Source organism: Candidatus Taylorbacteria bacterium (genome assembly GCA_039934295.1).
GTDB lineage: Bacteria > Patescibacteriota > Minisyncoccia > Phycocordibacterales > HO2-43-120 > HO2-43-120.
Map to the genome: position 1 here is coordinate 12,895 of JBDTMN010000003.1, position 24,894 is coordinate 37,788.

22 protein-coding genes are annotated in these 24,894 nt (G+C 43.3%); 6 read left to right on the forward strand and 16 right to left on the reverse strand.

The genetic code is table 11. From position 1 onward, the window contains the following. Positions 1-82: 82 nt before the first annotated feature. Positions 83-355, forward strand: coding sequence for a 50S ribosomal protein L27 (rpmA, locus tag ABI430_01130; protein MEO8637486.1), 273 nt, complete (start codon positions 83-85; stop codon positions 353-355). 151 nt (positions 356-506) lie between these two features. Here the strand turns inward: rpmA and rplI are convergent, their stop codons facing one another. After that, positions 507-950 (reverse strand): 50S ribosomal protein L9, encoded by a 444-nt coding sequence (gene rplI, locus ABI430_01135; protein ID MEO8637487.1) that lies wholly within the window; start codon positions 948-950, stop codon positions 507-509. 94 nt (positions 951-1,044) lie between these two features. Then, entirely contained in the window at positions 1,045-2,259 is a 1,215-nt protein-coding gene (locus ABI430_01140) for a S41 family peptidase (GenBank protein ID MEO8637488.1), read from the reverse strand. Positions 2,260-2,568: 309 nt separating this feature from the next. Here ABI430_01140 and cysS point away from each other — a divergent pair, with 309 nt between their 5' ends. Continuing rightward, complete coding sequence (gene cysS / locus ABI430_01145; protein MEO8637489.1) at positions 2,569-4,053, forward strand: cysteine--tRNA ligase; 1,485 nt, start codon at positions 2,569-2,571, stop codon at positions 4,051-4,053. Here the strand turns inward: cysS and ABI430_01150 are convergent. Then, positions 4,022-4,720: a sugar phosphate nucleotidyltransferase gene (locus ABI430_01150; GenBank protein MEO8637490.1), complete on the reverse strand. Its 699-nt coding sequence runs from the start codon at positions 4,718-4,720 to the stop codon at positions 4,022-4,024. The genes cysS and ABI430_01150 overlap by 32 nt on opposite strands. A 179-nt stretch (positions 4,721-4,899) precedes the next feature. Here ABI430_01150 and dnaB point away from each other — a divergent pair, with 179 nt between their 5' ends. The 4 genes from dnaB to ABI430_01170 all read left to right on the forward strand — a co-directional run bounded on the left by dnaB (position 4,900) and on the right by ABI430_01170 (position 8,031). Then, the gene (gene dnaB, locus ABI430_01155; protein ID MEO8637491.1) at positions 4,900-6,282 is read left to right on the forward strand and encodes a replicative DNA helicase; all 1,383 of its coding nucleotides are present in this window, start codon (positions 4,900-4,902) and stop codon (positions 6,280-6,282) included. Positions 6,283-6,418: 136 nt separating this feature from the next. Next, complete coding sequence (locus tag ABI430_01160) at positions 6,419-7,042, forward strand: toprim domain-containing protein (protein ID MEO8637492.1); 624 nt, start codon at positions 6,419-6,421, stop codon at positions 7,040-7,042. After that, on the forward strand, positions 7,039-7,590 hold the full coding sequence (locus tag ABI430_01165; GenBank protein ID MEO8637493.1) for a shikimate kinase: 552 nt from the start codon (positions 7,039-7,041) through the stop codon (positions 7,588-7,590). Before ABI430_01160 ends, ABI430_01165 begins: the two co-directional genes overlap by 4 nt. A 48-nt stretch (positions 7,591-7,638) precedes the next feature. After that, positions 7,639-8,031, forward strand: coding sequence for a DoxX family protein (locus ABI430_01170; GenBank protein ID MEO8637494.1), 393 nt, complete (start codon positions 7,639-7,641; stop codon positions 8,029-8,031). A gap of 140 nt (positions 8,032-8,171) precedes the next feature. Here ABI430_01170 and ABI430_01175 read toward each other — a convergent pair whose 3' ends face one another. The 13 genes from ABI430_01175 to ABI430_01235 form a co-directional block, all read right to left on the reverse strand. Continuing rightward, on the reverse strand, positions 8,172-8,726 hold the full coding sequence (locus tag ABI430_01175) for a hypothetical protein (GenBank protein MEO8637495.1): 555 nt from the start codon (positions 8,724-8,726) through the stop codon (positions 8,172-8,174). Between the two features lie 190 nt (positions 8,727-8,916). Further along, the gene (locus tag ABI430_01180; protein MEO8637496.1) at positions 8,917-9,528 is read right to left on the reverse strand and encodes a hypothetical protein; all 612 of its coding nucleotides are present in this window, start codon (positions 9,526-9,528) and stop codon (positions 8,917-8,919) included. A 189-nt stretch (positions 9,529-9,717) separates the two neighbouring features. After that, positions 9,718-10,041 (reverse strand): hypothetical protein, encoded by a 324-nt coding sequence (locus tag ABI430_01185; protein ID MEO8637497.1) that lies wholly within the window; start codon positions 10,039-10,041, stop codon positions 9,718-9,720. A 39-nt stretch (positions 10,042-10,080) separates the two neighbouring features. After that, the gene (locus ABI430_01190; protein MEO8637498.1) at positions 10,081-10,602 is read right to left on the reverse strand and encodes a hypothetical protein; all 522 of its coding nucleotides are present in this window, start codon (positions 10,600-10,602) and stop codon (positions 10,081-10,083) included. A gap of 430 nt (positions 10,603-11,032) precedes the next feature. After that, complete coding sequence (locus ABI430_01195; GenBank protein MEO8637499.1) at positions 11,033-18,451, reverse strand: glycine-rich domain-containing protein; 7,419 nt, start codon at positions 18,449-18,451, stop codon at positions 11,033-11,035. Between the two features lie 191 nt (positions 18,452-18,642). Beyond that, complete coding sequence (locus tag ABI430_01200) at positions 18,643-19,401, reverse strand: PrsW family intramembrane metalloprotease (GenBank protein ID MEO8637500.1); 759 nt, start codon at positions 19,399-19,401, stop codon at positions 18,643-18,645. Positions 19,402-19,431: 30 nt separating this feature from the next. After that, a complete protein-coding gene (locus ABI430_01205) occupies positions 19,432-19,752 on the reverse strand; it encodes a hypothetical protein (protein ID MEO8637501.1) in 321 nt (106 codons plus the stop codon). 6 nt (positions 19,753-19,758) lie between these two features. After that, positions 19,759-20,541, reverse strand: a complete 783-nt coding sequence (locus ABI430_01210) for a hypothetical protein (protein MEO8637502.1) — start codon at positions 20,539-20,541, stop codon at positions 19,759-19,761. A 95-nt stretch (positions 20,542-20,636) separates the two neighbouring features. After that, positions 20,637-21,011 (reverse strand): response regulator, encoded by a 375-nt coding sequence (locus tag ABI430_01215; protein ID MEO8637503.1) that lies wholly within the window; start codon positions 21,009-21,011, stop codon positions 20,637-20,639. An 18-nt stretch (positions 21,012-21,029) separates the two neighbouring features. Continuing rightward, complete coding sequence (locus ABI430_01220; GenBank protein MEO8637504.1) at positions 21,030-22,790, reverse strand: ATP-binding protein; 1,761 nt, start codon at positions 22,788-22,790, stop codon at positions 21,030-21,032. Between the two features lie 201 nt (positions 22,791-22,991). After that, positions 22,992-23,261 (reverse strand): hypothetical protein, encoded by a 270-nt coding sequence (locus tag ABI430_01225; protein ID MEO8637505.1) that lies wholly within the window; start codon positions 23,259-23,261, stop codon positions 22,992-22,994. Positions 23,262-23,296: 35 nt separating this feature from the next. Then, entirely contained in the window at positions 23,297-24,127 is an 831-nt protein-coding gene (locus tag ABI430_01230) for a hypothetical protein (protein MEO8637506.1), read from the reverse strand. 120 nt (positions 24,128-24,247) lie between these two features. Then, positions 24,248-24,847, reverse strand: coding sequence for a hypothetical protein (locus tag ABI430_01235; protein ID MEO8637507.1), 600 nt, complete (start codon positions 24,845-24,847; stop codon positions 24,248-24,250). Between the last annotated feature and the right edge of the window lie 47 nt (positions 24,848-24,894).

Sequence of the window (24,894 nt, forward strand, 5' to 3'; positions counted from 1 at the left end):
ATGTCTCAAGATTTCAATCGATTTCATATCTTGTCTTTCCTAGCACCTGACACCTTAAACCTAACACCTTACACCTACCCATATGGCCACCAAAAAAGCCGGCGGATCAGCCAAAAACCTAACAGATTCAAATGCTCAATATCTGGGCATCAAGCTCTATGGAGGCGAAGTCGCCCAAATAGGCTCTATCATCGTGCGCCAGCGCGGGACTCGAATCATGCCAGGTAAAAACGTCGGCATAGGAAAAGACCATACTCTTTTTGCCCTTAAAGAAGGAAAAGTTGAATTCGGCTCAAAAAGAAAAGTGGGATTCAATAACAAGACTCAAGTCAAGAAAGTCGTTCATGTAAAATAACGCCCTCCTAAATCATCCGCTCAAAGCGGATGATCGGACGAACAAAATCCCGTTTCTACGGGATTTTGTTTTAGACAAGGCTTTTTCCCGAGAGATACTCACTCTAACGTCAAAAGAATCGTCCGCCTAGGCGGACGATTCTTTTTTTTGATTACTCTGCGACAACCTTTAGATTTATCTTAATATTTTTCTCTCCCGCCTTCACTTCAATCGTATGATCCCCCAGCTCTTTGATGGGCTTGTCATAGATGAGGCGCTCGGGGACAATCTCTACTCCCGCGCGCTCTTTGAGAAGCAAGACGATTTCGTCTTTGTGAATCGATGCGAACAGATGTCCTTTTTCACTCGCCTTTCGTTTCATTTCTAACGTCATTCCTTGAATCGCTTCCAAACTTCCCGCAATTTTCTCTTCCGTTTTCTTTTTTCTCTCCGTGTCTTCCGCTTTTTCTTTCTCAATTTTTTTAATTGCGGAAGGGGTCGCCACTTGAACAAACCCTTTCGGAATCAGAAAATTCAAAGCGTGCCCCGAAGACACCTCTTTTATATCAAATTTTTTACCGAGCTTCGGAACATCCGATAGTAGAATTACTTTCATTTTTGTGCGATGCAAATCAACGAATACATGCGAATCTGCGAATGAGAAATTTCATTCGTATCATTCGCACAATTCGTATATTCGCATCGTGTTGTTATTTCAATAGTTCCACCGCCTTATCCATCTGCAGATCTTTGTCCGCCTTGATATCGTCTTCAGACATTTTCACTTCATAGTCCGGCGTGAGTCCTCCCTCTGAAATCGATTTTCCGTTAGGGGTAAGCCACTTGGCAATCGTAATCTTCAAATTTGTGTCGGGAGTAATTTTGACCAGCTCCTGCACAGAGCCTTTGCCGAACGTTTTCGTGCCTACAAGCTTGGCAATGCCATGTTCCTGTAGCGCTCCTGCGAGAATCTCCGAGGCCGAAGCCGAACCCTCATCGACAAGCACAATCATCTTGAATGTGTTCCCGAACGTGTACCTGCCGTCGCTTCGGTATATATTTTCTTCCTGCTTTCCGCCAAAATCTTCTCTCACTATCACCTTGCCTTTCGGCACAAACCAGCTTGCCATATCCACCGAAGCATCCAAATATCCGCCGGGATTTCCCCGAAGATCAAGAATGAGCTTGTTACTTTTCGTTTTAACAAAATCAGAAATTGCCTTATTGAACAAATTCGGCGAGACTGCGGAGAAATTGTAGAGCTGTATCACATAGATGCCGTCCTTGCGCAATTCCTTATCAATCGTTGGAATGGTAATCACATCCCGCATTACTTTCACCTCAAATGAGCCACTCTTGCCTTCGCGGATAAGGGTGAGCGTCACAGCTGTTCCCTTCGGCCCCCGAATCAATAGCACTGCTTTGTCCACGCTCAAGTCCGAAGCGACGGTATCATCGATTTTGATAATTTTGTCTCCAGCTTTTATTCCAGCTTTTTCAGCAGGGTTGCCTTTCAGAGGAGCGATGACGGTGAGCATTTCGTCTCGGATTCCGACTTCCATTCCCACTCCTTCAAAATTTCCGCTAATTTCGGTCTCGAAAGATTTTGCCTCTTCGGGTGGCATGAAAACAGTGTACGGGTCTCCCAAAGATTTCGCCAAGCCGGAAATCGCTCCCCAGACTTTTTCCTGGTCGGTGACTTTGTTCGGGGTCACATATTTCTCATTGATTACGTCCCACACTTTCCAAAAAGGCGCAAAATCAGCGGAAGTGGTGGAGGCAAGAGCTTGTTTTCCTGATAGTGAAAATAGGGAGTCTATTGGGGAATAATTGGCATGTCCAGCATACACCCCGCCCATAAAAGCGGCGCCGGTCAAAACCGCTACCGAAATAATGAGATACCGTGTCTGCTTAAATAGGTTCATGTCGTCATTATTGCAAAAATAAGTCTGGCGGTCAAATATCGTTCGAATTTTCTTTTTAAAAGCACGTATAAAATTCTGCTGAATTTTTACTCCGCTCGGCTCGTGCCGATGGGATAGGCATCGGCACCTGTAGACGGCACCCTGCGCAAGGCTTTAAAAAAGAAAATTCTCACTCTTACGGTTGGGTCAAACTTGCAAGAAAGGAGTGAGCGCTTGGCAGGTAACGCGTATAGTAAGAGGGAGGAATATTTTCAGACGTTACACGTTACACGTTTTGCGTTATACTTTGACATACTTTACACTTTCCCTATGTCCCTCTATCTCCACAACACTTTATCGGGAAAAAAAGAGCTATTCTCGCCAATAAAAAAAGGAGCGGTTTCTTTGTACTCCTGTGGGCCGACCGTCTACAACTTCGCGCACATTGGCAATCTGCGTTCGTATGTTTTTGCAGACACCTTGAGAAGAGTTTTGGAATATAACGGAAACAAGGTAAAACACGTGATGAACATAACCGACGTCGGACATCTCACGGGAGACGGAGACGACGGTGATGACAAAATGGTGAAAGCCCTGAAGCGCGAAGGCAAACCCTTCACGTTAGTGGCGATGCGAGAGATTGCCGATTTTTATGCTGAAGCGTTCAAGCAAGATCTTACGAAACTAAACATTCAAATTCCGAAAACCTTGGAGTTTGCGAGCGACCACATCAAAGAAGATATTGAGCTCGTGAAAAAACTTGAAGAAAAAGGGTTCGCCTACAAAACAAAGGATGGAATATATTTTGACACCGGCAAATTTCCTTCCTACGGCAAGCTCGGCAACATCAATCTCGAGGGACAGAAAGCCGGCGCGCGAGTTGCCGTCAATCCGGAAAAGAAAAATCCTGCCGATTTTTCTCTTTGGAAATTCGGCACGCACGGAATTGGGACTATTCCAAACAATAAGAACGTCTTAGGCTGGGAGAGCCCTTGGGGCGTGGGTTTTCCCGGTTGGCATATCGAGTGCTCCGCCATGTCTAGTCACTATTTTGGTCAACCTTTTGATATCCATACTGGAGGTATCGACCATATTCCAGTTCACCACAACAACGAGATTGCCCAATCAGAAGCCGCGTATGGTGTGCCCCTCGCTCATTATTGGCTTCACAATGCTTTCTTGAATGTCACATCGGGCCCGGCCGTCGCCAAAAGCTCTGGCGAGGTAAAAAAAATGGCGAAATCTGGGGAAAATTTTTTGACCCTGAAAAAAATGCAAGATGAGCACGATATTAGTCCGCTCGCCTATCGCTTCTGGTTGCTTACCGCTCATTACCGAAAAGGAATAGAGTGGAGCGCGGAAGCGGTCAAGGCCTCGCAGGTTTTTTATGAAAAAATTCTTAATTTTTATCTTTCATTACAAGCCATCAAAAAAGGAAAAGCTGACGCTGATTTGCAAAAGAAATTTGAGACAGCGATAAATGACGACATGAATACCGCAGAAGCAATCGCGCTTATCCCAAAATTGATTTCTTCGACCTCAATCGCGCCAGAAGACAAAAAAGCCACACTCGAAGATTTCGACAGGGTGCTCGGACTCAATTTAAAAAATGAGATGCGTAAGGAAGTGGTTCTTCCGTCAGATGTCGAGAAGCTGAAAGAGGAAAGAGAGCTCGCCAGAAAAAACAAAGATTGGAAAAACGCCGATATGTTGAGGGGAAAAATTGAGGCGTTAGGATTTTCCGTAATCGATGTCGAAGAAGGTTCGATAATGAAAAAGAAAGCTACTTCCTCGAAACCAAAATTGATTCGGTAATAATAAGATCTGCGGGCGAAGTTACAGGAATCCAAAAATCAGTTTCGACAATTTGGACAGGAAACTTCTTCGCAAGAAGTGCGACAGTTTGTGGCAGTCCCCATTCCGACCGCCCGGGCAACTTCACGAGCTTATATTCAAAAAAGGGCCGAGAAAGCACGTAGACGCCGGCATTAATGAGATTCAACTTCCTGTCTTCGGTCGTTTGATTGCTGTCCTCGATGATATTTTTTAGCTTCCCTTCGGCATTTAAAACAATTCTTGCTCCCTGCTCGTTTTTCGATTTTCTCCTTTTTGCCAGCAATGCCCAGTCGTATAAAAGACATTTTTCCAAATCTTCCTTCGCGTATATATCATCTCCGTTCATCACCATAAATTTTTTCTGGAGCAGATTTTTTGCTTCCCATAAAGCCCTCCCCGTTCCTTCCAATTTTTCCTGCACAACATATTGAATTTTTCTACCTAGAAACGAGTCGCCAAAATGCGCTCGAATCTGGTCTCCTTTGTAGCCGATGACAAAAATAATCTCCGTTACAGAATCGGGCAGTCTTTCAATTTTGTACTCGAGCAAATTTTTATCACCGATTTTGAGCATCGGTTTCGGCGTTCCTTCCGTCAAATGATTCATCCTTGTGCCTCTGCCCGCAGCTAGTATTACAACTTGCATAATCACAAATAGTAGCAGAAAAAAAAGCTGTTAGCTATTAGCTTTTAGCTTTGCTTGAATCGGCAGGAAGCTGACACCTAACACCTAACAGCTAACAGCTTCCCCTATCCCCACCTTACACACAGCTTATAAAGGTTTCCAAATTGTGGCACCTCGCGTGGCTGTGTTAAAATGCGTGAATGGCGAACAGAAATGTAAAATCTCCTCTTCGAATTCCGCCTCAAAATATTGATTCCGAAAAAGCTCTTTTGGGTTCGATTATGTTGCGCCCTGAATCGATCAATGAAATTATTGACTTCATTCAGGACAGTTGTTTTTACGCCGAAAAGCATCGCATCATATTTCAAACAATGTTCGATCTCTTCCAGAAAAGCATACCGATTGACCTTCTCTCCATGTCTGCGCGATTGGGAGAAAACGGGAGACTCGAGAGCATCGGCGGAGCGAGCTACCTCGGAGAGCTCGTGAACTTCGTCCCCTCTTCGGCAAACATAAAGCATTACGCCGACATCGTCCGCACCAAGTACATGATGCGCAATCTTATAGAGGCTTCCGACTACATTTCTTATTTGGGCTACGATGAAGCAACAGACCTCGAAGAGCTTCTTGAAAAAGCCGAGAAAAAGATTTATGAAGTCACCAATTATAGCGGAGCAAACAAATTCATCGCCTTGAAAGACGCCCTCGGAGAAGCGTGGGAGAGGCTTGACCGTCTGCACAAATCGAAAGACGAGATGCGGGGAATCCCTACCGGATTCAAAGAGCTCGACAACAAGCTCGCGGGCTTTCAAAAATCCGATTTGATTATTCTTGCGGCACGGCCTAGTATGGGAAAGACTTCGCTCGCCCTAGACATTGCGAGACAAACAGCGATTTTACACAATACTCCAGTGTGTATCTTCTCTCTCGAGATGAGCTCGCAACAGCTCGTGGACCGAATGCTTGCCGCGGAGAGCCGGGTGGACGCGTGGAAGCTTCGCACGGGGAAACTCAACATCGAGTCTGAATTCGATAAAATCCGCGACTCGCTCGAGAAACTTTCCAAAGCGCCGATTTACATTGACGACCTTCCCGGCAATAACATTTTGAAGATGCGCTCGGTGGCAAGACGCCTGAAAGCAGAGAAAGGTCTCGGGCTCGTGGTAGTCGATTATCTTCAACTCATGATGCCTACGAATTCGAGAAACAGTGACAACCTCGTCCAGCAGGTTACAGAAATTTCGAGGTCTTTGAAAAACATGGCGCGAGAACTTGATGTTCCCGTCCTTGCTCTCTCCCAGCTCTCCCGCGCGGTGGAACAAAGGGGCGGGTCGGGTCGGCCGAAACTTTCCGACCTTCGTGATTCGGGATCCATCGAACAAGATGCCGACGTCGTCATGTTCATTCACCGCGAAGATAAATACAACGAAAATTCCGGAAAGCCCAATATCGCGCAGATACACATCGAAAAGCACCGAAATGGCCCGACGGGCTCGGTCGAGCTGTATTTCGACGATAAAAAAGCGACATTCTTGAGCATCGAGAAAGCGGAATTTGGAGAATTGTCGAATGATACGTTTTAAGTAAGCACGAAATTCGAATAGCGAAATTCGAAAAAATCCAAAAAATGAAAATGAAGAAATAATGAAATCCTCCTTGTTTTTTTAAATTTAGCTATTTTTCGGATTTCGGATTTCGTGCTTCGAATTTATTTAATCTATGGACAGTCTAAACAAACTCATCGAACTTTTTAGACAATTTCCCGGCATTGGGCCTCGGCAGGCGCGCCGTTTTGTGTATTTTCTCCTTTCGCAGACCAATGCTTACCGAGATCTCTTGGTCAAAAATATCCAAGAACTAAAAGATACGATTGAGATTTGCAAATCATGCTATCGGTACTTTCCTGTCGGTAAAATCCAATCCAATGAGTGCTCTATCTGCCGTGACAAGAATCGGGAAAATGGAATGCTCCTTGTTGTAAGCCGTGACGTGGACTATGAAAATATTGAAAAAAGTCGAAGTTTCGTAGGAAAATATTTTGTGTTGGGCGGTAATATTCCCATCCTTGAAAAAGAGCCAGAATCAAAAATCCGTTCTCGTGAGCTTGTCGCGCTTGTTGAAGCTCGGGCAAAAAACAAGACGCTGAAAGAGGTCATTCTTGCCCTGAATGTCACGCCGGAAGGAGAAAATACCGAAATGTTCCTGAAAAAAAGTCTCACACCTCTTTCGGAAAAATACGCTTTCAAAATATCCGAGCTCGGCCGTGGACTCTCCACAGGCCTCGAACTTGAATACTCCGACGCGGAAACCATAAAAAACGCGCTCTTAAACAGACACTCATGAAGCTTCTCATACTATTCGGCCCTCCCGCAGTCGGTAAAACCACTGTTGGAAAAATTATCGAGGAAAAGTCTGATTTCAAACTGTTCCACAACCACATGATTATGGACGGTGTCATGCAACTGTTCGGTGTTGGAACTCCTATCGAAGACAAGCTAAGCCGTGAATTTCGCACGAGAATTATTGAAGAAGCAGCAGAAAATGGATTCAATCTCATTTTTACCTATGTTTGGAATTTTGATAAGGAAAAAGGTAAAATCAATATTGACCGATATAAAAGCATCTACGAATCGCGAGGAGGGTCAGTTATCTTTGCCGAATTGTCTGCTCCACTCATCACTCGAATTGAGAGAGCAAAGAGTCTTCAAAGAAAAGAAATTAAAGCTCACGCACCCGACTCCGAGCGCGTAGGAAGACTCGAAAAGACTCACAATTTCACTCCTCCATCAGCTTTTTACTATCCCAATTTGCATAAAAAATTCGAGACAGACAACAAGACTCCGGAGCAAATCGCTACGGAAGTTATAACATTCATCGGAACGTTTTCCTAGGTCATTTCTTGATATACTAAAATCACTAATAACTAATTACTAGCAACTATGAGCATCTTATTTCTCATCGGGCGGATACTTTTCGGAGGTTTTTTCTTGAAAATGGGCATTAGTCACTTTAAAAATCGGACTGCGATGGCGGGATATTCAGCTTCAAAAGGAGTGCCCTCGCCTATGTTGGCTGTTGTCGGCTCGGGCGCGCTTATTTTCCTCGGGGGCTTGGGAGTCATTTTGGGAGTGTATGTCAGACTCTCACTCATTTTCATTATCCTCTTTCTCATTCCGGTCACATTCACCATGCACCGCTACTGGAGCGTCGCCGACCCTGACAGAAAAATGATTGAGGCAATCAATTTCAACAAAAACATTGCTCTTTTGGGAGCCACTTGTATGCTTCTCATGCTTCCACTTACTCTTTGGACTTTTAGTCTCTGGCCATAGGGCATAGGACATAATCTGCCAAAATTTTTTCTTTCGTCTCACTTAGCAAAATGACGCGATAGCGTCATTTTGCTAAGTGGTAGTAGATAAGCGATAAGCGAAAAGTAATAAGCGATAAGTAATAAGTGATACGGAAATTATTATCTATTGAGAAGAGATTCGGCAAATTCAAAAAGATGCGTGCCAACAAGAACCGCTTGGGCGCCCTTCTTCACGTCTCGTATTGTTTTTATGTTGCTTGCCTGACAGAGCCAGCCGGGGAAAACGGCCCGCGCTTCTTCAAATGTTTCCTTTTTTAAACCCCCAGTTTTGAGATCCCTGCTGTTCCACACGGCGCGGAGAGTATCGGGCAGTCGCTCGAGCTCCGACAAAGTGTCGGGCTCGATTAGACACTTGTTCAAATGAATTTTTGGAATTCTTCCCACGACCAACACGAAATCTGCGCCTGCGGAAATCGCTTCCTGAATTTCCCTATCCGTCGCATGAATTCCCTTCGCCAAGATGGGCTTCAGGGTCATGGACTTCGCTTTCTTCACAAGCTCGAATGACCCATGCCACCTCGGGTCGGTATGAACTGAAATAATATCCCCTATCTCATTTGCAACCTGAAACAATTCATCCCAGCTACTCTCTGACACAAACCCAAACGGCGAGTGCGTTTTCACCTCTGCAATAATTTGAATTTTGTTTTTCATTCGAAAGTGCGTTTTATTTTGGGGAAAAAACGAGGTTAGTCACAATTTTTTTAAATAATGTTTCAATAAATGGTGGCGGACCCAGGTATCCAGACTCGTCCGCAGACTGCATAGTTTACTAGGGTTTAAAAAATCCCCTCAAGATTTTATTTGGGGATTTTTCATTTACAAAAATAGAAAAGCGTAATGATTATTTTGCTTTTTCAAGTCGGAGAGCTTTTCTTGTCTCATCAGTTTCAGCACCGCTACCACAACACAAATTCACCAGCCCCTCTACTCCACGCAAAGTCGCTTGTGCTTGTGTGGCTGAATGGCCATATGATTCCCAATCATCTTGCGTCAATGATTCCTTGCATGCTTCGAGCAAGTATTTTACATAGTTGAGGGTTTTTGATTGGTGAACATTTTCGAATATGGTAATTGTCTCTAAATACTTATCCATAGTTTTTGTTGATTCGATTTTTATCTCCTTGAGCTTTTGCTGAAGTGCGGTATTCAATTCTTCAGGAAGAATTTCCTTCTGGGAAGAAGAATCAAAGCCTAAACTACTATATGCATACATTTTCGGATCCCTTATGAGATCAACTGGCCAGTCAGCAGTGTTCGATGTACGCAGTGGCCCATCTTCTGAGTGTAAATCGCGAATAATTATTTTTAATTTAAGCAATTCTTGAAACCCTTGCTCTGCACTAAACGCCCTCTCTCTTTTTTTTATTTCAATATTCACCGGCGTCTCGAGTTCATCTTCTGGTCGGTCAAATTGACCCATATCTTTAAAATGTGTATATCCTTCTAGTGGCATAATAGAATGACTAATTGGTAATTGTTACAGTATATCTCTTATACACTGACTTGCAACATGTCCCGCCAAAGTGAAATTCCAAAGTTTTTTTGCCAGTCAGTAAATGGAACCAGTCACCATTCTCCTTTTTAATATTTGAGATAAATGTTTGATTATCGCAAATTCTGGCGGACCACGCTATTTCGACGTTCAGTCCGCCATACAATTTTTTTTGACCAAAGCATTATCTATGAGTTCGAAACTTATTCCTAATTCAGTTTTGATACCTCCAGTAAAATAAAGTAACTTAGTTTCGCCATTCTCAGTAAAGTTGCGGTCAGGTTTTCCCATAATATTTGCTATTTCATCAAAAGATGCCCCAATTTTAACGTCATTGCAATTCGCAATATATTCTTTAGATTGATCAGCAAACCAATCCCTCCCATTGTGAATAAAAGATAAACGAAATAAAATAATTATCACCAAGGAAATTGTGAGCAAAATTGCGAGAAAAATAATTATTCGTTTTCTCATACATTTATAGTTATGAATTTCTCAAAAAAAGCAATTTTGTTATTTATGATACTCAGAAATGGTTTTACCTGGTGCAATGGACATTATATATATTTTTGAGTCTTTTTCAGTCAAAACCATAAGGAAAGTTTTTTTATTGCCGTTTTGTGTCTCAAAAGTTTCTTGAAAGAACACCCCTTCATCAGCGTATTTATCCGGAAAATATAAAGAAACGCCTCCGTCGTCCTCATTCATAGATTTGAAATCTGTGAAAAATGGAATGTAGCGATCCTGATAGGCTTTTCGAATGACGCTATCGCCATTCTCTTGAATTGCAAGCGGATTAGTCATAGCTATTAACGCATCAATATTTGCACTGCGTAGCAAACCAATCGCGATGCGCATGCTTGGTCCATATTTGTTTGCTAGATTTTTTGTTTTTTCCACTAATACTTGTTGCTCATCAGTCAATTTCTCCGGATTGACTGAGCTATTTCCGCTTCTATAATCTATTGTGGAATCATCATTGTTCGTGTCGGGTGCAGTATAATCAAAAGGAAGAATGGGCTCTGATTTTTCCATTTTAGAATTGTTAGCTAATTTTCCTCCTAGCCAGACAACAACAATACCTATTACTAGTACGGCAATTATACCTAATAAGATTTTTCCGTATCGCCTAGACAGTTGATTAAAATAAAATATCTTCAAAGATTTAAAAGATTATCGTATAATATCCCTGGCAAAAATTAAAACATTCACTATAAGAATAATCGCGCTCATGTATATTCCAATTGTACCAAATATTTTTTGCCAACCAATACTATTCATCATAAATGATAAAGAAAAATAAAATAGGAGCAGGAGAAAGGGTAAAAGTAGAAAAATAAACGGAATCAGAAATTCATATGAATTTCTTACCGTTAAAAGACTGACTGTCCCAAATAAACACCAAATAATAAGAATTAAACTCGCGCAAGTTTTGAATATAACCCTGTTCATGTCAATTGAATAATTATTTATTTATTTTTTTATCAACTTTCGACCACACTGATTTTGTCATATATTTGCCGTGAGCATTAAAAGGATTAAGCGCTTGAAAAGTTACATTGATATTAGTCGCGCCATTTACTTTTCTTCCTCCATAACCAAACTGACCCCAACCTAAAAGACTTCCTGCTACTCCTCCAATACCTGCACCGATTGGTCCTCCTATTGCTCCTCCTCCAGCAAAACCGGCAACACCAGTCGCTGATAGTTGATTTCCGCCCAGTTTTTGTATTGGATCGAGCACTGAATACGCATTCACTTGATTCTTCACATTATCTCTGTCCGCACTATAGCCATTAATTACAGGAGTACCGAGCGTCACTAAATTATCTACACTGTGATTAATTTCCCCAGTAATCAGATTTGCTACATTACCACCATGACTATGACCTACGATATTTAATTTCTCGCCGTCGGCGAAATGGTACTCATTGATTTGTTTAGCGATGGCATCCGCAGCACTTTGTCTGGCTGCATCATTATCTCCACCAGACCAAACGCTTTTGTTATTTTCAACAATCATTGTATCATTGAACGTATTTTGCACTTCAGAAAGGAACCCAGCCAGACTGCCGTTAGTGCTCCACTCATTTGTATTATATCGAGTCCCGGGGATAACTATCGTGAGTAATCCAGATGGATCACTTCCAAGTATTGGATTGTTTCTTCCGTAAGAGTAACTATTCAGACTCTGCGGGTCATTCAGGATTTTTTCGAAACCTACCCAGAACACCGGGTCCTCGCTCAAGAACCTTCCAATCTTAGAATAGTAATATCTCGCGTTCAGATAATCAAGGTCTGTGTCTTTATCATACATCTGCCCTATGTATTGCCTTTGCTCGGTATGACTGCCGGAGGAAATTCTTTGCGCTCCGAATGGATAGTAGTCGAGGGTTTCGACTGGAGCGCCTAAGCTGTCGGAAACAACAGTAGTTGAATTCAAGTGGTCGGTGTGAACATAGAACGGCGTTACCACGCTACCGACTGTTTCTACTGTCGCTACCAGTTGGTCTCCTGCATAGATTTGCTTGGTTTTTTTAGTGCCTTCAACATTGTAGAAATTGTTTGGATAGAACGTTGCCGTCGAGCCCTTGGCGTATTTTACTCGGTTGCCTTCGTGGTCATAGAGATAGTACAAATAGTTCGTCGCTGTGCCACCTTCCACTGCTTTTAGCGACATTTTATTTGTATCAATGCCCGAGCTGGTTACAGTTCCTTTCGTTACCGCGTTGCCGTTCTTGTCATATGAATCGGACGGGTTTTTTACCGAATTAGCTCCGACTACAGTTTGCGTAATTTGATTTTTATAATTCCACGTGTTCGTCAATGTGCCATTCCCAATCAGGTTGCCGTTACTATCATACGTGTAGATGACATTGTTTATTGAAGTTACAGCGTGCGGATTCGCCTTGAGCGCGCCGGAATTGCCCTGATAGAGATAGACGCCCCCCGGACCAGTCAAAATATTGCCCAACGCGTCATAGGAGTAAGAATACGTGTATGAACTCTGGCCCGCCGGAGTTCCCGAAATAGTGGCTGAAGTTAAACGATAGAGGTCATCGTAGGTATAATTTGCCGTCTTCGCTCCTTGAGTATTCGACGCGTCTACAATTTTGGTAATGTTGCCGACGGGGTCGTAAGTGTAAGTAAAGTTCTGCAAGTCAATAATGCCGGGAGACCCATTCCCACCGCTTGACTTCCCGACATCGGGAGCACTGTCGGACTTGAGACCAGCTGTGGCGACTCCTGACAAAACCGTAAACGTTTTGTCTTTCGTAAGCGAAGTAAATGTGTGAATCGTGTTTCCGCCCGAAGTTGTAATCATTCCCCCTATCGCGTCTACGGAGCCAGTTGGGTAACTTATTATCACAATACCGGAGCCACCGGAGCCGCCATTGTCATTATTAAGATGCCAACCTCCGCCACCGCCTCCGCCACCTGTATTTGGAGCCCCATCACCTGCCCCAGAAAAATTTGAAGCATTTCCTCCTCCTCCATCGCCTCCCGCCCCTGGAGAGCTTGCCGCGCCTCCCCCTCCGCCTCCTCTCATGACAGGTGAACCACTGATGCTCGATTCTCTGCCTACTCCTCCTACTCCCCCTTTTCTACTCGTTCCATTTCCCCCGCTAGCTCCCATACCTCCGCCTCCGCCACCTTGTCTATTGTCATATGTGGAGTTTCCTTCTCCCGCTCCTCCACTATTTCCTTGTCCCACGACACCGGTTCCTCCTGCTCCACTAACTCCTGCTCTACCTGAAAAACCACCTCCACCCGAACCTCCATTGTTCCCGATTCCACCGTCGTAAGAATTATTCCTCGCCCCTGCTCCTCCACCTCCGCCGATAGCTGTTATATCGAAAGCAGAGCTGTCGTTTCCATTTTCTCCTTTTGCTCCAACATTATAGCTTCCCACCGCCCCAACACCACCTGCTCCAACCATAATAGAATATGTTCCGAGCAAAACTCCCACAGCATTATTTTCTATATACCCTCCCGCACCTCCTCCACCACCCTGAAGTTCTGGGCCTTTACCGCCTCCGCCTCCGCCACCTATAATCAAGACCTTTACAAACTTAGGAGCGGGAGCGGTGCCCACCGTTACTGTTCTTATCTTTTCAGTTGCGGGCATTCCTCCCGAATCGGAAACATTGTAATTAAGTTTATACGTTCCAGCCACTGAAGTTTTCACGCTTCCCGTCACTTTGACAGATGACGTAAGGTTTCCGTCTTCAACATCTGTTGCAGAATATCCCGGTTCGGTGAAGGTATCGCCAATAAGCAAATTAATTGCACTTGAGCCTGTAAGAGTAATGGAGGGAACATTGTTGGCAGTTGGAACATAGCCGACCGAAGTTTTCTTGTTGATTAAGCGATATAGATTTGCGACATCATAGGTGTTTTTCGTTGTCGCCCCATTTGCGTCTACTTGCGTCGCAATTTGCCCTAACGGATTGTAGTCAAAATTATAAACTACATTTGTAAACCCCCCGCCGTTTTCTTTTCTCATAATTTTATCAAGTTGACCTGCGGAGTTATAGGTATATTTGGTCTGCGCGTTGTCGGGATAGGTAATGGTAAGAAGATTACCCAGTCGGTTATAGGTATACGAAGTGGTATACGTCGTGCCGGCAATGTTCTTTGCTTCACTTGCTATATTACCGTTTGAGTCGTAGGTATAGTCAGTATTTGCTCCTGCCGTCATAATTGCGGAACAGAGCCTTCCCTTGCCGTTTGCGCAACCGCCGAAGAAATATGTAATTTCAGTTCCTGGACCCCCCGTGTAATCTTCGGTCAAGGGATGACTCATGCTGTCGTAGGTATAATTTGTTGTCTGAGAATTTGGGCTCACTGATTGCAGGACATTTCCAGCGTCGTCGTAGCTATTCGTCCATGTTCCGAACGTGCTGTCCCCAGATACGTGCAAGTCCTGCGCAGTTAAGAGCCGTCCGAGACCGTCGTAAGTGAAGTTGCGGATATTGCTTAATGCGTCGGTAATCTTCAATAGTTTGCCGGAAAGATTCCATTCGTAATACGTCGCGTATGTTGACCCGCCGTTTATTTCTTCAACTTTTATTAAGTTGCCGTACGCGTCTTTGTAATAATTCTTTACCTTGCCATTTTTGTCGGTAACTTTTGTTTTCCAATCGTCGTAGCTATATTTTGTCGCGCCTGTGGCGTCCACTATGGAGAGTGGCCGACCGAGAGCATCGTAGGTATTTGTCGAGTAGAGGGAAGCAATTCCTGTTGGAGAGGATTTAGAACCACCGCCTACATAAGGAAGCGACTGCTTCACTACTAACCCTACATTGTTATAGACAGTATCTTTTACATTGTAACTGCCAGAAGCTTCGGCTTCTTTACTCTCTTGAACCAGGCGTCCAAGACCGTCGAAGAATTGAAATGTTAAGACTTCAGTAATACTGTCGGGATAATCCTTTTGCACTATTCTTAACTCTCCCGGGATATCGCTATATGCATAAGTTGTTTTTGTGACCGGGAAATATGGAATTGAGAAATTTGGAATTTTTTGTTCAATGACGCGATCTAACCCGTCGTAGACGGTCTCGTAAGTATTACCGTTCTCGTCATTTATTTGCCGAGGTTTTCCAAGCGAGTAATCGTAATTGTATTGAACCGTCAGATTCAGTGGGGTGGTAACGGATGCAGGATAAAGGCTATAGGTATCGTAAGTATACGAGGTTACCTTTCCGCGCGGGTCAATCGAGGTCGTGACTAAACCTAAATTGTTATAGGTTTTTTGGCTGTTCACGAAGCTGTCGCCCGATTTCCACTGTTCTACTTTGGTTTGATTGCCCTTATCTACTGAACCCAAGGGAAGAGTATCGTAATAATATTTTGATTCGCCTACTCTTGCCGAAGAGGCATCCGTAACCTTTTCGCTTGAAAGGACATTCACCTTGGTTGCGCCATTTATCGAATAGGTGTAGGTAGTAACGCGCTTATCCGAACCAGTGTCAGTAAATGTTCCGTCCGCGCTTGCCGTCACCTGTCCCCATTCAGTTTTCGTAAGAAGGTTGCCGTTTGCATTGTCATACGTATATTCGACAGCAGTATCTTTGTGACTGCTGTTTCCGTCGTAGGTGAGTACCGTTTGACGGGAGAGTTTTACAAAATCATGATTTTCGCCGAAGTTATTTCTATCCCACTTGTTGACTGTTAATCGAAACAAATGTCTCGCATTGTCATATTCTTCAATCCTGTATATTTTTCCCGCCTTTGAAATATGGTCATCGTATTCTCCGAGCGAAGCATTGGTCGTATTGCCCTGATGATAGTACGTCTTTGTCACATTGCCCGCAGCGTCGGAGGATGTTACTAATTCGAAACCTGCAAATTTTCTGTCAAAAGCATTATTGTAGTAATAATATCCGTTCGCGTAGGTGTTCGTAAGCGATTGCTCATTGGATTGCCCGGGGTCGGTTTTGATAGACGAAACGGTGTAGACAATTTGAGAAAGTTTCGGGTTCAGCAAATTATCATAGTCGTCTCGATAACCGGTTGATGGTTTGTAAGTGATGTTCGATTGAGAACCGGTGGAAGCAATAATTGTTTTAAGAAGTTGTGATTTGATTCCTTGGTTTATGGAAACTTCGCTACTTTCAGTACCGTCGTCCGCTCTAAATCCTAAAACTATATCGCTCAATCCATCACCATTCATGTCCATGAGGTAAGCAATATTAATACGCGCACCTGATTTATTATCCCTAGTCACAAAAGATGGGAGACCCAAAGAAGAGGCATCTTTGGAAGTAAAGCCATAGCCATTATTAATATATAACAATTGATTCATCCTTAAGCTCTGCGTTTGACTTAAATTTTCGCACTCTTTGTCACTGCTATTACCGCCAGTGTTACTACATACAATATCGGTAAGACCGTCTCCGTTCACATCTCCAAATTGAAATACGTTAGGATAAAAGGAAGCGAGAAGAGGAGCAGTAGAATAGGTAGGATCATTAATCCAGTCCTTACCGTTATTCATATAAAACAGATTTGAGTTTGTCTGTGTTGAAGGACCACTAATTACATCAGCAAGTTGATCGCCATTTAAATCTGCCAATCTCACTCCAGTTTCATGCTGTTCTCCGCTAGATGTCTTATAGTCAAAACTAAAAGGAAAATTATTAGTAATTGTCCACCCCGAGCCATTATTTCGATATTGCGTGCCCGAGCAGGTTCCCACAGATGTTGCGCAAACTACATCCAATAATCCATCACCATTTATATCGTCAAACTGGTGGTTGCCAAAATCATATCTGCTACCGCCATTAAACATAGGCGTATTGCCGTCATAAGAAGTATTCTGCGTCCAAGCAGTGCCATCAACGTTAAGGAACGTCTGTGAATAAGTTGTTTTAGGAGCGGCACCTCTGTAATGACCAAAAAGAATATCCGCAAGCCCGTCTCCGTTCACGTCCTGCAAGCGAACACCATAATCTTTTTGCGTCTCGTCGGTATAAGGATTTACAAATGGAACGGGAATGAGTGGTCCTGAAGTGTTCGTGTTCCATGATTTGCCGGTATTGAGAAAAAATGTGGTAGGTGTAACAGCGTCTGGGAAACCATCCCCGTTGACATCTCCAAATTTGGTATTGATGCTGGCATAGGACCGACCAGAAGAATATTCAGAAAAAATTGGTCCATTATGCCATGCTGGATCCGAGGCCCAGCTTGATGACCCGTTGTTCGTCGTATAGGAAAATGATGTAGCGGGCAGTGTGATAATTGCTCCACCGTCCGCTTTTCCGCTTTCTATAACTGTCGCGAGAAGAGAGCGATTGTTTTCCGCAGTGGTCGTATATGTCAATGCGTATTTTTTTACCCAATCGGAATTTATCTTCGCGGTAATCGTTTTGATGCGATACTTGGTTTCGACAACGAATGCAGGCGAGGCAATTTTTGTCGGAAAGGGTTGGGCTTCGCGCTCGAATTCAACCTTAAAAACGCCGGCAGTTCCGCCGTTTGAAGTGTAGTCGATAGTTCCAGGATAAATCTGCCCGATATCTTTAAAGTAATTATAGGTGACCGTGTTTCCGTTCGTGTCGGTAACGCTTTCGAGCATCCACTTGAATACATGAGACGCGTCCGACGGGTCGTCTTGACGCGACTGCGCCGTCTGGCCAAAGACATAGGTCGTGCCGTTTTTGTCTTTTACCGTCCACACATTTCCGCTGTAATCGTAATTGAGAAAATCGGAATCCTCTGACCGAGGCGCCCATGTCGAGCCAGTGACCAAGCTTAGCTCGCCAGAAAGTGAAGAGGCATAATTATTCGTCGTGTATAAATTTTCTGTTCCGGTTTTATTGAGGCGTTCGATAAAGGGAATTCCTACGTTCCATCCGAATCCGACGATTGAGTCGTTCTCCTGGCGGGCACTATTGTATGAAAGTGAAATCTCCGGAGTAACATTGTTTCTGCCCGGAGGCAACGAGATGGGGTAGGTGTAATTGAGACTTCCGTTTGTTTTATCAATTTCAGGAGAGAGTGTTTGTTTATTTTGGTTCGCGGGGTAGGTTATCGGGTTGACATCAGTGGTTTCCACGCTCAACTCGGCCTGCGGGTCAGGAGGAGCATCTTTTGCAGGACCCCCATCTTTTTTGGGGTTCTCGTTATCTTGATTTTTCTTGTCGCCTGGTGAAGTTCCGGGAGGTGGAGTAGGTTGATTTCCCGGCACCCCGTCGGGAGTGCCTGGGAGAACGGGTCCAGGTGTTTCTTCTGGATTACTTGAAGGAGAGGGAGCGGGGCTAGAATCAGGTGTGGGAAGAGGTGTGGGTGCGACTTCAGGTGCTGGGGTGAAAGTTGGAGAATTGTCGATATATTGAGCAAAAGCCAGTTCTACCTGCACTAAGGGGCCAAAAACCATTGAAAACACTAAGAACAGTGGAAAACCCTTAAACAACAGGCGTCTAGGGAAACTGGAAACCCTTGGGTATCCATATATTTTTTTCACAATACTCACACCCTAACAGAGATTCCAAGCAAAATATCATTCGGAGACATATCTCAAGTATTGTCAATTTTTTGAGTAGTCTGCGCGTCGAGGCACACCTTGCCTTACGAAGGAGTGCCTTGATTCGGAACAAAAATGCGTTCAACTGGAGAATACGATTCAGATTTCTTTAGCTTGCGTAATATAAAATAAACAACAAGAAGAGAGACGATGAATTCCAATGCTAATCCATATAAATTAAAATAAACAAGCATCAAATTGGAGAACCCATGAAGAAGAGAGGCTAATACTAGTCCCACGATGATATACTTTTTTGCTCCACCGGATAATTTTGCCCTTGCCAGATACCATCCGCAAATTGAGGCGGCCGAAACGTGAATAAGGGTGCTCGCGATCGCTCTTACTACTCCCTGAATGAGATAATATATTTCCGGACTGGTCGCAACTGCCTGAAAAAAATAGGAGGTGTTTTCCAAAAATGAAAATCCGAGCGCGCACATGATTGCATAGATGACACCATCTTTTATCCGGTCAAATTCTTTCCGATGATAAATAACCTCATACACAAGAAAAAGCTTGAGCGATTCTTCAATCGGACCGGCCAAAAAGAAGGTGGCGGGCGAACGATTATCCGAGATATTAAAAAAGATTGAAAGTGTACTATCTGCCTTTGGGTCAAACAAAAAAGAGGCGACCCCATTGACCCACATTGCCAAAAACGCGGCGCCAATTCCCAACCCAAATGTAAGCAAAAGAAGCTTTACCGGTTCGGTGTTATCGCTGTCCACCCTCTTCACAATCAGACTCCAAAATAAAAGAGGAAAAACGACGCATGCAATATAAACAATAATAATGAGGAACATGCTTATTTTGGTCGCACTATTTTAGTCGCACTATTTTAAAAGAGTATGCAAAGCATTCACGGCGCTTGCGCTTCCAAGATTCTTTAGCTGTTGTTCATTAAGCCCGTAACTTATATACAAGCCGAATCCCATGATAACTATAAAAAAGATAATAGACAGTATGATTGCAGTTAAACCGAGCGCTTTCTCCCCTTTCACGTAAGCCAAAATAGCAAACACTAAAGCAGGAAAAGCTATCAAACCCTGAAAGAGGCTGACAAGAATAAGAACAAGAGAAATAATTCCGAACAGCAGTCCTTTCTTGCTAAAATATGTTGTCGCAGGAGCGCTATTTGCTAATACCTGTTCCATAGTAGTTTAATTACTCCAATAATTTTCAGCCAAGCTCATCCTGACCATAGTATCACGAATTTCGTTTTTGTCACTATTATTGATAAACTCCAGTGCCTTTCTTCCCGCTTCTTCCATAGTTTCCCCATCAATATTAATCGAATACGTGTCGGAGAGCACTTGTTTTCCTCTTATGTAGAACTTCTGAAAATCTACTTCGACAGACTTCTTCTCCGGATTTTTTAGTGTATATACGAGAAAATTTTGCGCCAGATTGCTCACATCATCTGCTTTTGTAAAAGCGTCAATAATCAATCCTCCACTCGATTCTACGCTTCCCTTTACGGCTTCGGCATACCTATCGAGCTCCGGGAGAACCCCTGAAGCATTGATGTATCTCATAATGGTTATGAGTTCCGTCCATGAATCGGAACTTTCCCCTTTTTGGAGAAATTCGTAAAGCTCTATATTGTCATCTTTAGCGTGATATGATTGGCTGAAAATTTTACCTTGGAATGTGATGTCCGGTTTTTTAGGAGAAGCGGAGAATGTTCCTGAATTTCCGTCCGTGCCAGATTCAGCTCCTTTTGTGGCGTCTGGAATAGTATCTTTTTTAAGATTTATACCGATTATCGCAAGAGAGCAGAAGATAATGAGTACGAAGAGATACACAACTCCGATAATTACGGCGGACGAAATTCTTACCGGTCCTCTCGGTTTCTTCTGCATGGGAGAAATAGGAGGTTGCGGAGTCGCTAAAGGTGCTGAAGAAGGAGGGGTGCTAACAGGATTTTGAGAAAGATTATCCATTTGTGTTAATCATACTAGAAATCTGTGAATGGCGCTCGCACACCTGTGGATAAAAAGGGCCTTCCAGCTACTCTCCGACACAAAACCAACAGGCTCTACGCCTTCTTTGCAAACACCGCTTTAATCGAGTCAACAATAGTCTCAAATGTTTCGCCTGATTTTATAATATACCCTCGAATGCCGAGCTCTAAGCCTTCGCTGATTTTCTTCATAGTGGACATATTTGACGTGATAAGAACAGGGACTTTTCCTTTACCATACTTTAGATTAAACTGTTTTAGAAATTCCATTCCATTCATTTTAGGCATCATAATATCGAGAAGTATCAAATCAGGAAGCGCTTCTTCCGCTTTTTTTAAACCCTCTTCGCCATTTTCAGCGGATAGTACTGTATATGCATCGGCAGGAAGAGCCTCACCAATATGAGTTGCAAAAAATGGATCATCATCTATCACGAGTATTTTTTTCATATAATTTCTTTCTATTTGCTATTTACCTTGTGGAGACAATGGTAGCACAAAATAAAACGCGCTTCCAGCTCCTACGGATGATATCACACCGATTTTTCCCTTATGTTCCTCGACAATCCCCTTTGCAATCGCGAGTCCCAGGCCCGTGCCCTTCACAGTAGAAACAAATTCTTTGTTGTTGAGTTGCTTGAATTTATTGAAAAGTTCTCCGATTTGCTCTTGCGGAATTCCTCCTCCGGTATCTCGAACAATTACTACAAGAGATGGGGATAACGATTTAAAAATTTCATCGGGAAGCGCGGTGGGGAGATGAACTTTTAGCTTGCTTATCTCGCTTTCAATAGAAAGCGTGGGGTTATGGGTAAACGCTATGATTGATATTTCACCGTCTTCCTTCGTAAATTTCAGGGCGTTCGAAATTAGATTGTTCAATACTTCCTTGATCCGCTGGACATCAAATAATACAATTTTCGGAATCCCCTCTCCTGTCATTTTTTCAAGATGAATTTTTTTATCCTGCGCGGAAAGTTGAAAAAACTTAATCCGATTATCTATCACATCTGCGATATCGGCCGGCTCTGGACTGATTTCAAATTTGCCCGCCTGAAGCTTCGCGATGTCCAAAATGTCATTCACCAAATCAAGCATTGCCGAAGAATTCTGATATATCATTTTTATATACTCTTTATAGGATTCGGCATTCTTTTTCTTGCCCGGAGTTTTGAGTATCTCGCTAAATTTTTTGATAACATCGAGGGGAGTTCGAAGTTCATGCACAATCATTGACGTAAAATCTTCTCTCACTCTTTCCAATTCCATTTCCCGAGTAACGTCATGGAAAATGACCACCCCGCCCAGAATATCATCACCGCTCAACGTTGAGTTCGTTTTCACTGGGAAAACGAATGCTTGATAAAATTTGTCTCGTATCAAGAATTTTTCTGACACATACGATTTTTTTAACTTAACGCTTTCTTCCAGTCTGCCGCGTATATCTACCTTGCCCCCAAGATTGTCTATAAAATCAAAAATAGTTATTTCTTTTTTCTCGGGAAGGCCAATAACCCTTTTGGCGGCAGGATTGATGACTAGAATGCGGTAATCAGCGTCGGTCATGACCACGCCATCCTCCATGCTTTCTACCATGGCATTCACCTTGGCTTGTTCAGTCTTTACCACTCCCTGAAGTCGCGTTACTGCTTTTGAAGCCTGCTGAATAATCTTATACAGAATGGTCATCTCCTCTTCTTTGTAGAGACCGGCTTTGGTATCTGCCACGGTCAAAATTCCCACCACTTTTTCATCAATCACGAGCGGAATGTTGAAGAAAGAGCGCACAGGCTCGTCCAATTCTTCAATAATGATTGCGCCGGAAAGAATCTCCTTAACAACATTCTTGTCAAATTCCCTGTCAAGAAGAGCCGAGAGAGAGCCGAGCATCCTATCTCGGATGTCGGTTACAAAGCGTCGGTGCACGGACTTTTCAAGATGGATTTTGAAGATTACTTTCTCCGGCTCAAGAAGCATGTAGGAAACAGCGCAATATTCGATAAACTGATGGAGAGAACTCGTAATGATATCGATAATCTGTTGGACATCAAGAGAGTAACCGATCCTGTCTCCCAATTCTTTCAAGATTGCAAGCTCATACATCCTGCGGTTTATATCCCGCTCACGCTTTTCGAGAACTTCTTTAGCTTTGCTATCTTTAATTAAAAAATAGACGGTAGAAGCAATGCCACCGAGAGCCAGAATGATTGATATTACAGTGAGTATCATTGGTTAAAAAATACCAAACTAGGACTTGCGCAGTCGGCGCATTTCTTCGTTGCCTCCTCCTTGCTCCTGCGGTGTAGCATCTAACTACACCTTAGTCACAAGCCTCTCTTGCGCCTCGAACTGCACTCAACTGCGCAAGTCCTACAGACGCTATTCGATAGAGAGAGCTGTCCACTGTTCTTATGCCTAGGAAAGACCTGCCTACTTATTGATATTGAGATCAGGATACTTGGCAAAAATCGAGCCAAGCGCGTTTTTCACAATCTGACCAGAAAGTTCGACATATTGATCCACCAAATTTTGTAATGTCTCTTTTGGATTATCTCCAACTCCCGTAACCTTGCCATCATTGTCAACCATAAGACCGGAAACACTGCGGGCCTTGAGTATCGCTATTTCAGGACCGAGAATGACAATTTGTTTTTTAATTATCTCGCTAATGAGAGCGCTATATTGTTCTTTTTCGTTCATAGGTTTATTTGAGTTAACGTTAAATAAAAATTATCTTACATTGCTTTTTTTGAGAAAGATATCAAGCACCATGCCGCGTAGCTTAAACCAATTGCGGAAATAACTAGGAAGATTTTCTCAATTCCCTCGCCTGTTGCGCTTGTAACATCTACTACTTTCCAGCTTTCAAAGAGTAACTCCCAAACATGTTGAAGGCCGAATGCCCAAATAGCAACAATCATCGGATTTGCGATTGCGCGCCCTATCATACCGAGCTTCTTTTTTGCGCTCAACAGGTATGACCCCACAGCGAACGCGAAGACAAATGCAATAAAATGATGCAGTCCAAAAACCCCAAAAACAGAAGAGTCGTAGGCAACAACGATGGAATCAGCCGATTTTGGAATGATGAAGAGAACCGCAAAGACCAGCACCGCGACTACTGCCCATGTTTTCTCAGCGCCTATCTTCACACCCTGATTCGGCGACGTTTCAACATTTCCAAGACCGACAAGCAACTTGAGACCGTGAAAGTAGAAGATAAAGGCCATATAAAACATCAGGTGCCACCAGATATCCATTGACGCGCTTCCGATGCCAAAAAATTCTCCTCCTAATTTTTGAAAAATCGTAATAACAAAGAATATTCCCGTTCCAATAAATATGTAAGAAAAAATGGATCCAAGTGTGGATTTTCCAAATCTTTTGACCGCAAAAAACATAGTGATTGAAGCGACGAGAAAACCGATTGATGAAATATAATATCCGAGAGTGATGAGAGATTCGAGAGTGCTCGACCCCTCTCCGTCAGCCGCGAACGCAACTATAGGGAAAGTTGCGAGCGCCGAAACTGCCCCGACGATAATTTTATTCAATGATATTTTCATATGTAAAGTTCAAAAAAACTTAGATTTATCTTCTAGTAATTCCATTTATATTATACCACACCCCTTACTAGCGAAAATCAGCAGATACTAAGGGTTATCCACACCCCAAACGAAATGAGTTTACAATCTCTTTCCTATGCGTTTTCGGTATACGGAAAAAATAAGAAGTACGTTAACAATCAGAAGACAAATTTGAAAAGCCGAGTTTTCGATATTCCAAACAGGTATTGAGGGAAGAACTAGGAGAACTGCTACTAGACTTGCGATGTAGGTGAGCCCCGTTTCGGTTTCGGGATTTACCCATGCTTTTCGGATTGTTGGGAGCGCCGCCAATCCATCGCCCAGTGCCGCAAGTAAAATTGCTATGCGAGGAGAATCAATTCCTAGCCAGAGGGCAAATGCGAGAAGCGAGCACACCCCGCACAAAATATCGAAAATTGCTAATTTCCAATAACTTTTCGGATTGAAAAAAGAAGAAACAAAAACTATGAGCGGGATAAAACCTGCAAGAAAAATTCGGCTCGTTGCCCAAGGATCCGCATGGGCGGAGAGCGCTGCCACAGTGCCGACAAGCGGGGCAAGCGCCCACATGAACCATGTCACCCGATTCGGTTTAGTCTTCCCCCGAATGGTGTCGCGGATGTACGCAGTCGCACCTGCAAGACTCACAAGGACGCTTAGCACTACGAGCCAGTGGACAAATGAGATTTCAATTATCATGGTAAAGTAGTGTGAAAGTTTTTAAGCTACTCCCTATTTTCATATGC

Bases quoted from the DNA above. Each gene is read 5' to 3' on its own strand.
- ABI430_01170 (MEO8637494.1), top strand. From the start codon at position 7,639: ATGAGCATCTTATTTCTCATCGGGCGGATACTTTTCGGAGGTTTTTTC.
- ABI430_01165 (MEO8637493.1), top strand. From the start codon at position 7,039: ATGAAGCTTCTCATACTATTCGGCCCTCCCGCAGTCGGTAAAACCACT.
- ABI430_01175 (MEO8637495.1), bottom strand. From the start codon at position 8,726: ATGAAAAACAAAATTCAAATTATTGCAGAGGTGAAAACGCACTCGCCG.
- dnaB (MEO8637491.1), top strand. From the start codon at position 4,900: ATGGCGAACAGAAATGTAAAATCTCCTCTTCGAATTCCGCCTCAAAAT.
- ABI430_01160 (MEO8637492.1), top strand. From the start codon at position 6,419: ATGGACAGTCTAAACAAACTCATCGAACTTTTTAGACAATTTCCCGGC.
- ABI430_01195 (MEO8637499.1), bottom strand. From the start codon at position 18,451: ATGGTTTTTGGCCCCTTAGTGCAGGTAGAACTGGCTTTTGCTCAATAT.
- ABI430_01225 (MEO8637505.1), bottom strand. From the start codon at position 23,261: ATGAACGAAAAAGAACAATATAGCGCTCTCATTAGCGAGATAATTAAA.
- ABI430_01215 (MEO8637503.1), bottom strand. From the start codon at position 21,011: ATGAAAAAAATACTCGTGATAGATGATGATCCATTTTTTGCAACTCAT.
- rpmA (MEO8637486.1), top strand. From the start codon at position 83: ATGGCCACCAAAAAAGCCGGCGGATCAGCCAAAAACCTAACAGATTCA.
- ABI430_01220 (MEO8637504.1), bottom strand. From the start codon at position 22,790: ATGATACTCACTGTAATATCAATCATTCTGGCTCTCGGTGGCATTGCT.
- ABI430_01235 (MEO8637507.1), bottom strand. From the start codon at position 24,847: ATGATAATTGAAATCTCATTTGTCCACTGGCTCGTAGTGCTAAGCGTC.
- ABI430_01185 (MEO8637497.1), bottom strand. From the start codon at position 10,041: ATGAGAAAACGAATAATTATTTTTCTCGCAATTTTGCTCACAATTTCC.
- ABI430_01150 (MEO8637490.1), bottom strand. From the start codon at position 4,720: ATGCAAGTTGTAATACTAGCTGCGGGCAGAGGCACAAGGATGAATCAT.
- cysS (MEO8637489.1), top strand. From the start codon at position 2,569: ATGTCCCTCTATCTCCACAACACTTTATCGGGAAAAAAAGAGCTATTC.
- ABI430_01140 (MEO8637488.1), bottom strand. From the start codon at position 2,259: ATGAACCTATTTAAGCAGACACGGTATCTCATTATTTCGGTAGCGGTT.
- ABI430_01205 (MEO8637501.1), bottom strand. From the start codon at position 19,752: ATGGAACAGGTATTAGCAAATAGCGCTCCTGCGACAACATATTTTAGC.
- ABI430_01230 (MEO8637506.1), bottom strand. From the start codon at position 24,127: ATGAAAATATCATTGAATAAAATTATCGTCGGGGCAGTTTCGGCGCTC.
- ABI430_01180 (MEO8637496.1), bottom strand. From the start codon at position 9,528: ATGCCACTAGAAGGATATACACATTTTAAAGATATGGGTCAATTTGAC.
- ABI430_01200 (MEO8637500.1), bottom strand. From the start codon at position 19,401: ATGTTCCTCATTATTATTGTTTATATTGCATGCGTCGTTTTTCCTCTT.
- ABI430_01190 (MEO8637498.1), bottom strand. From the start codon at position 10,602: ATGGAAAAATCAGAGCCCATTCTTCCTTTTGATTATACTGCACCCGAC.
- rplI (MEO8637487.1), bottom strand. From the start codon at position 950: ATGAAAGTAATTCTACTATCGGATGTTCCGAAGCTCGGTAAAAAATTT.
- ABI430_01210 (MEO8637502.1), bottom strand. From the start codon at position 20,541: ATGGATAATCTTTCTCAAAATCCTGTTAGCACCCCTCCTTCTTCAGCA.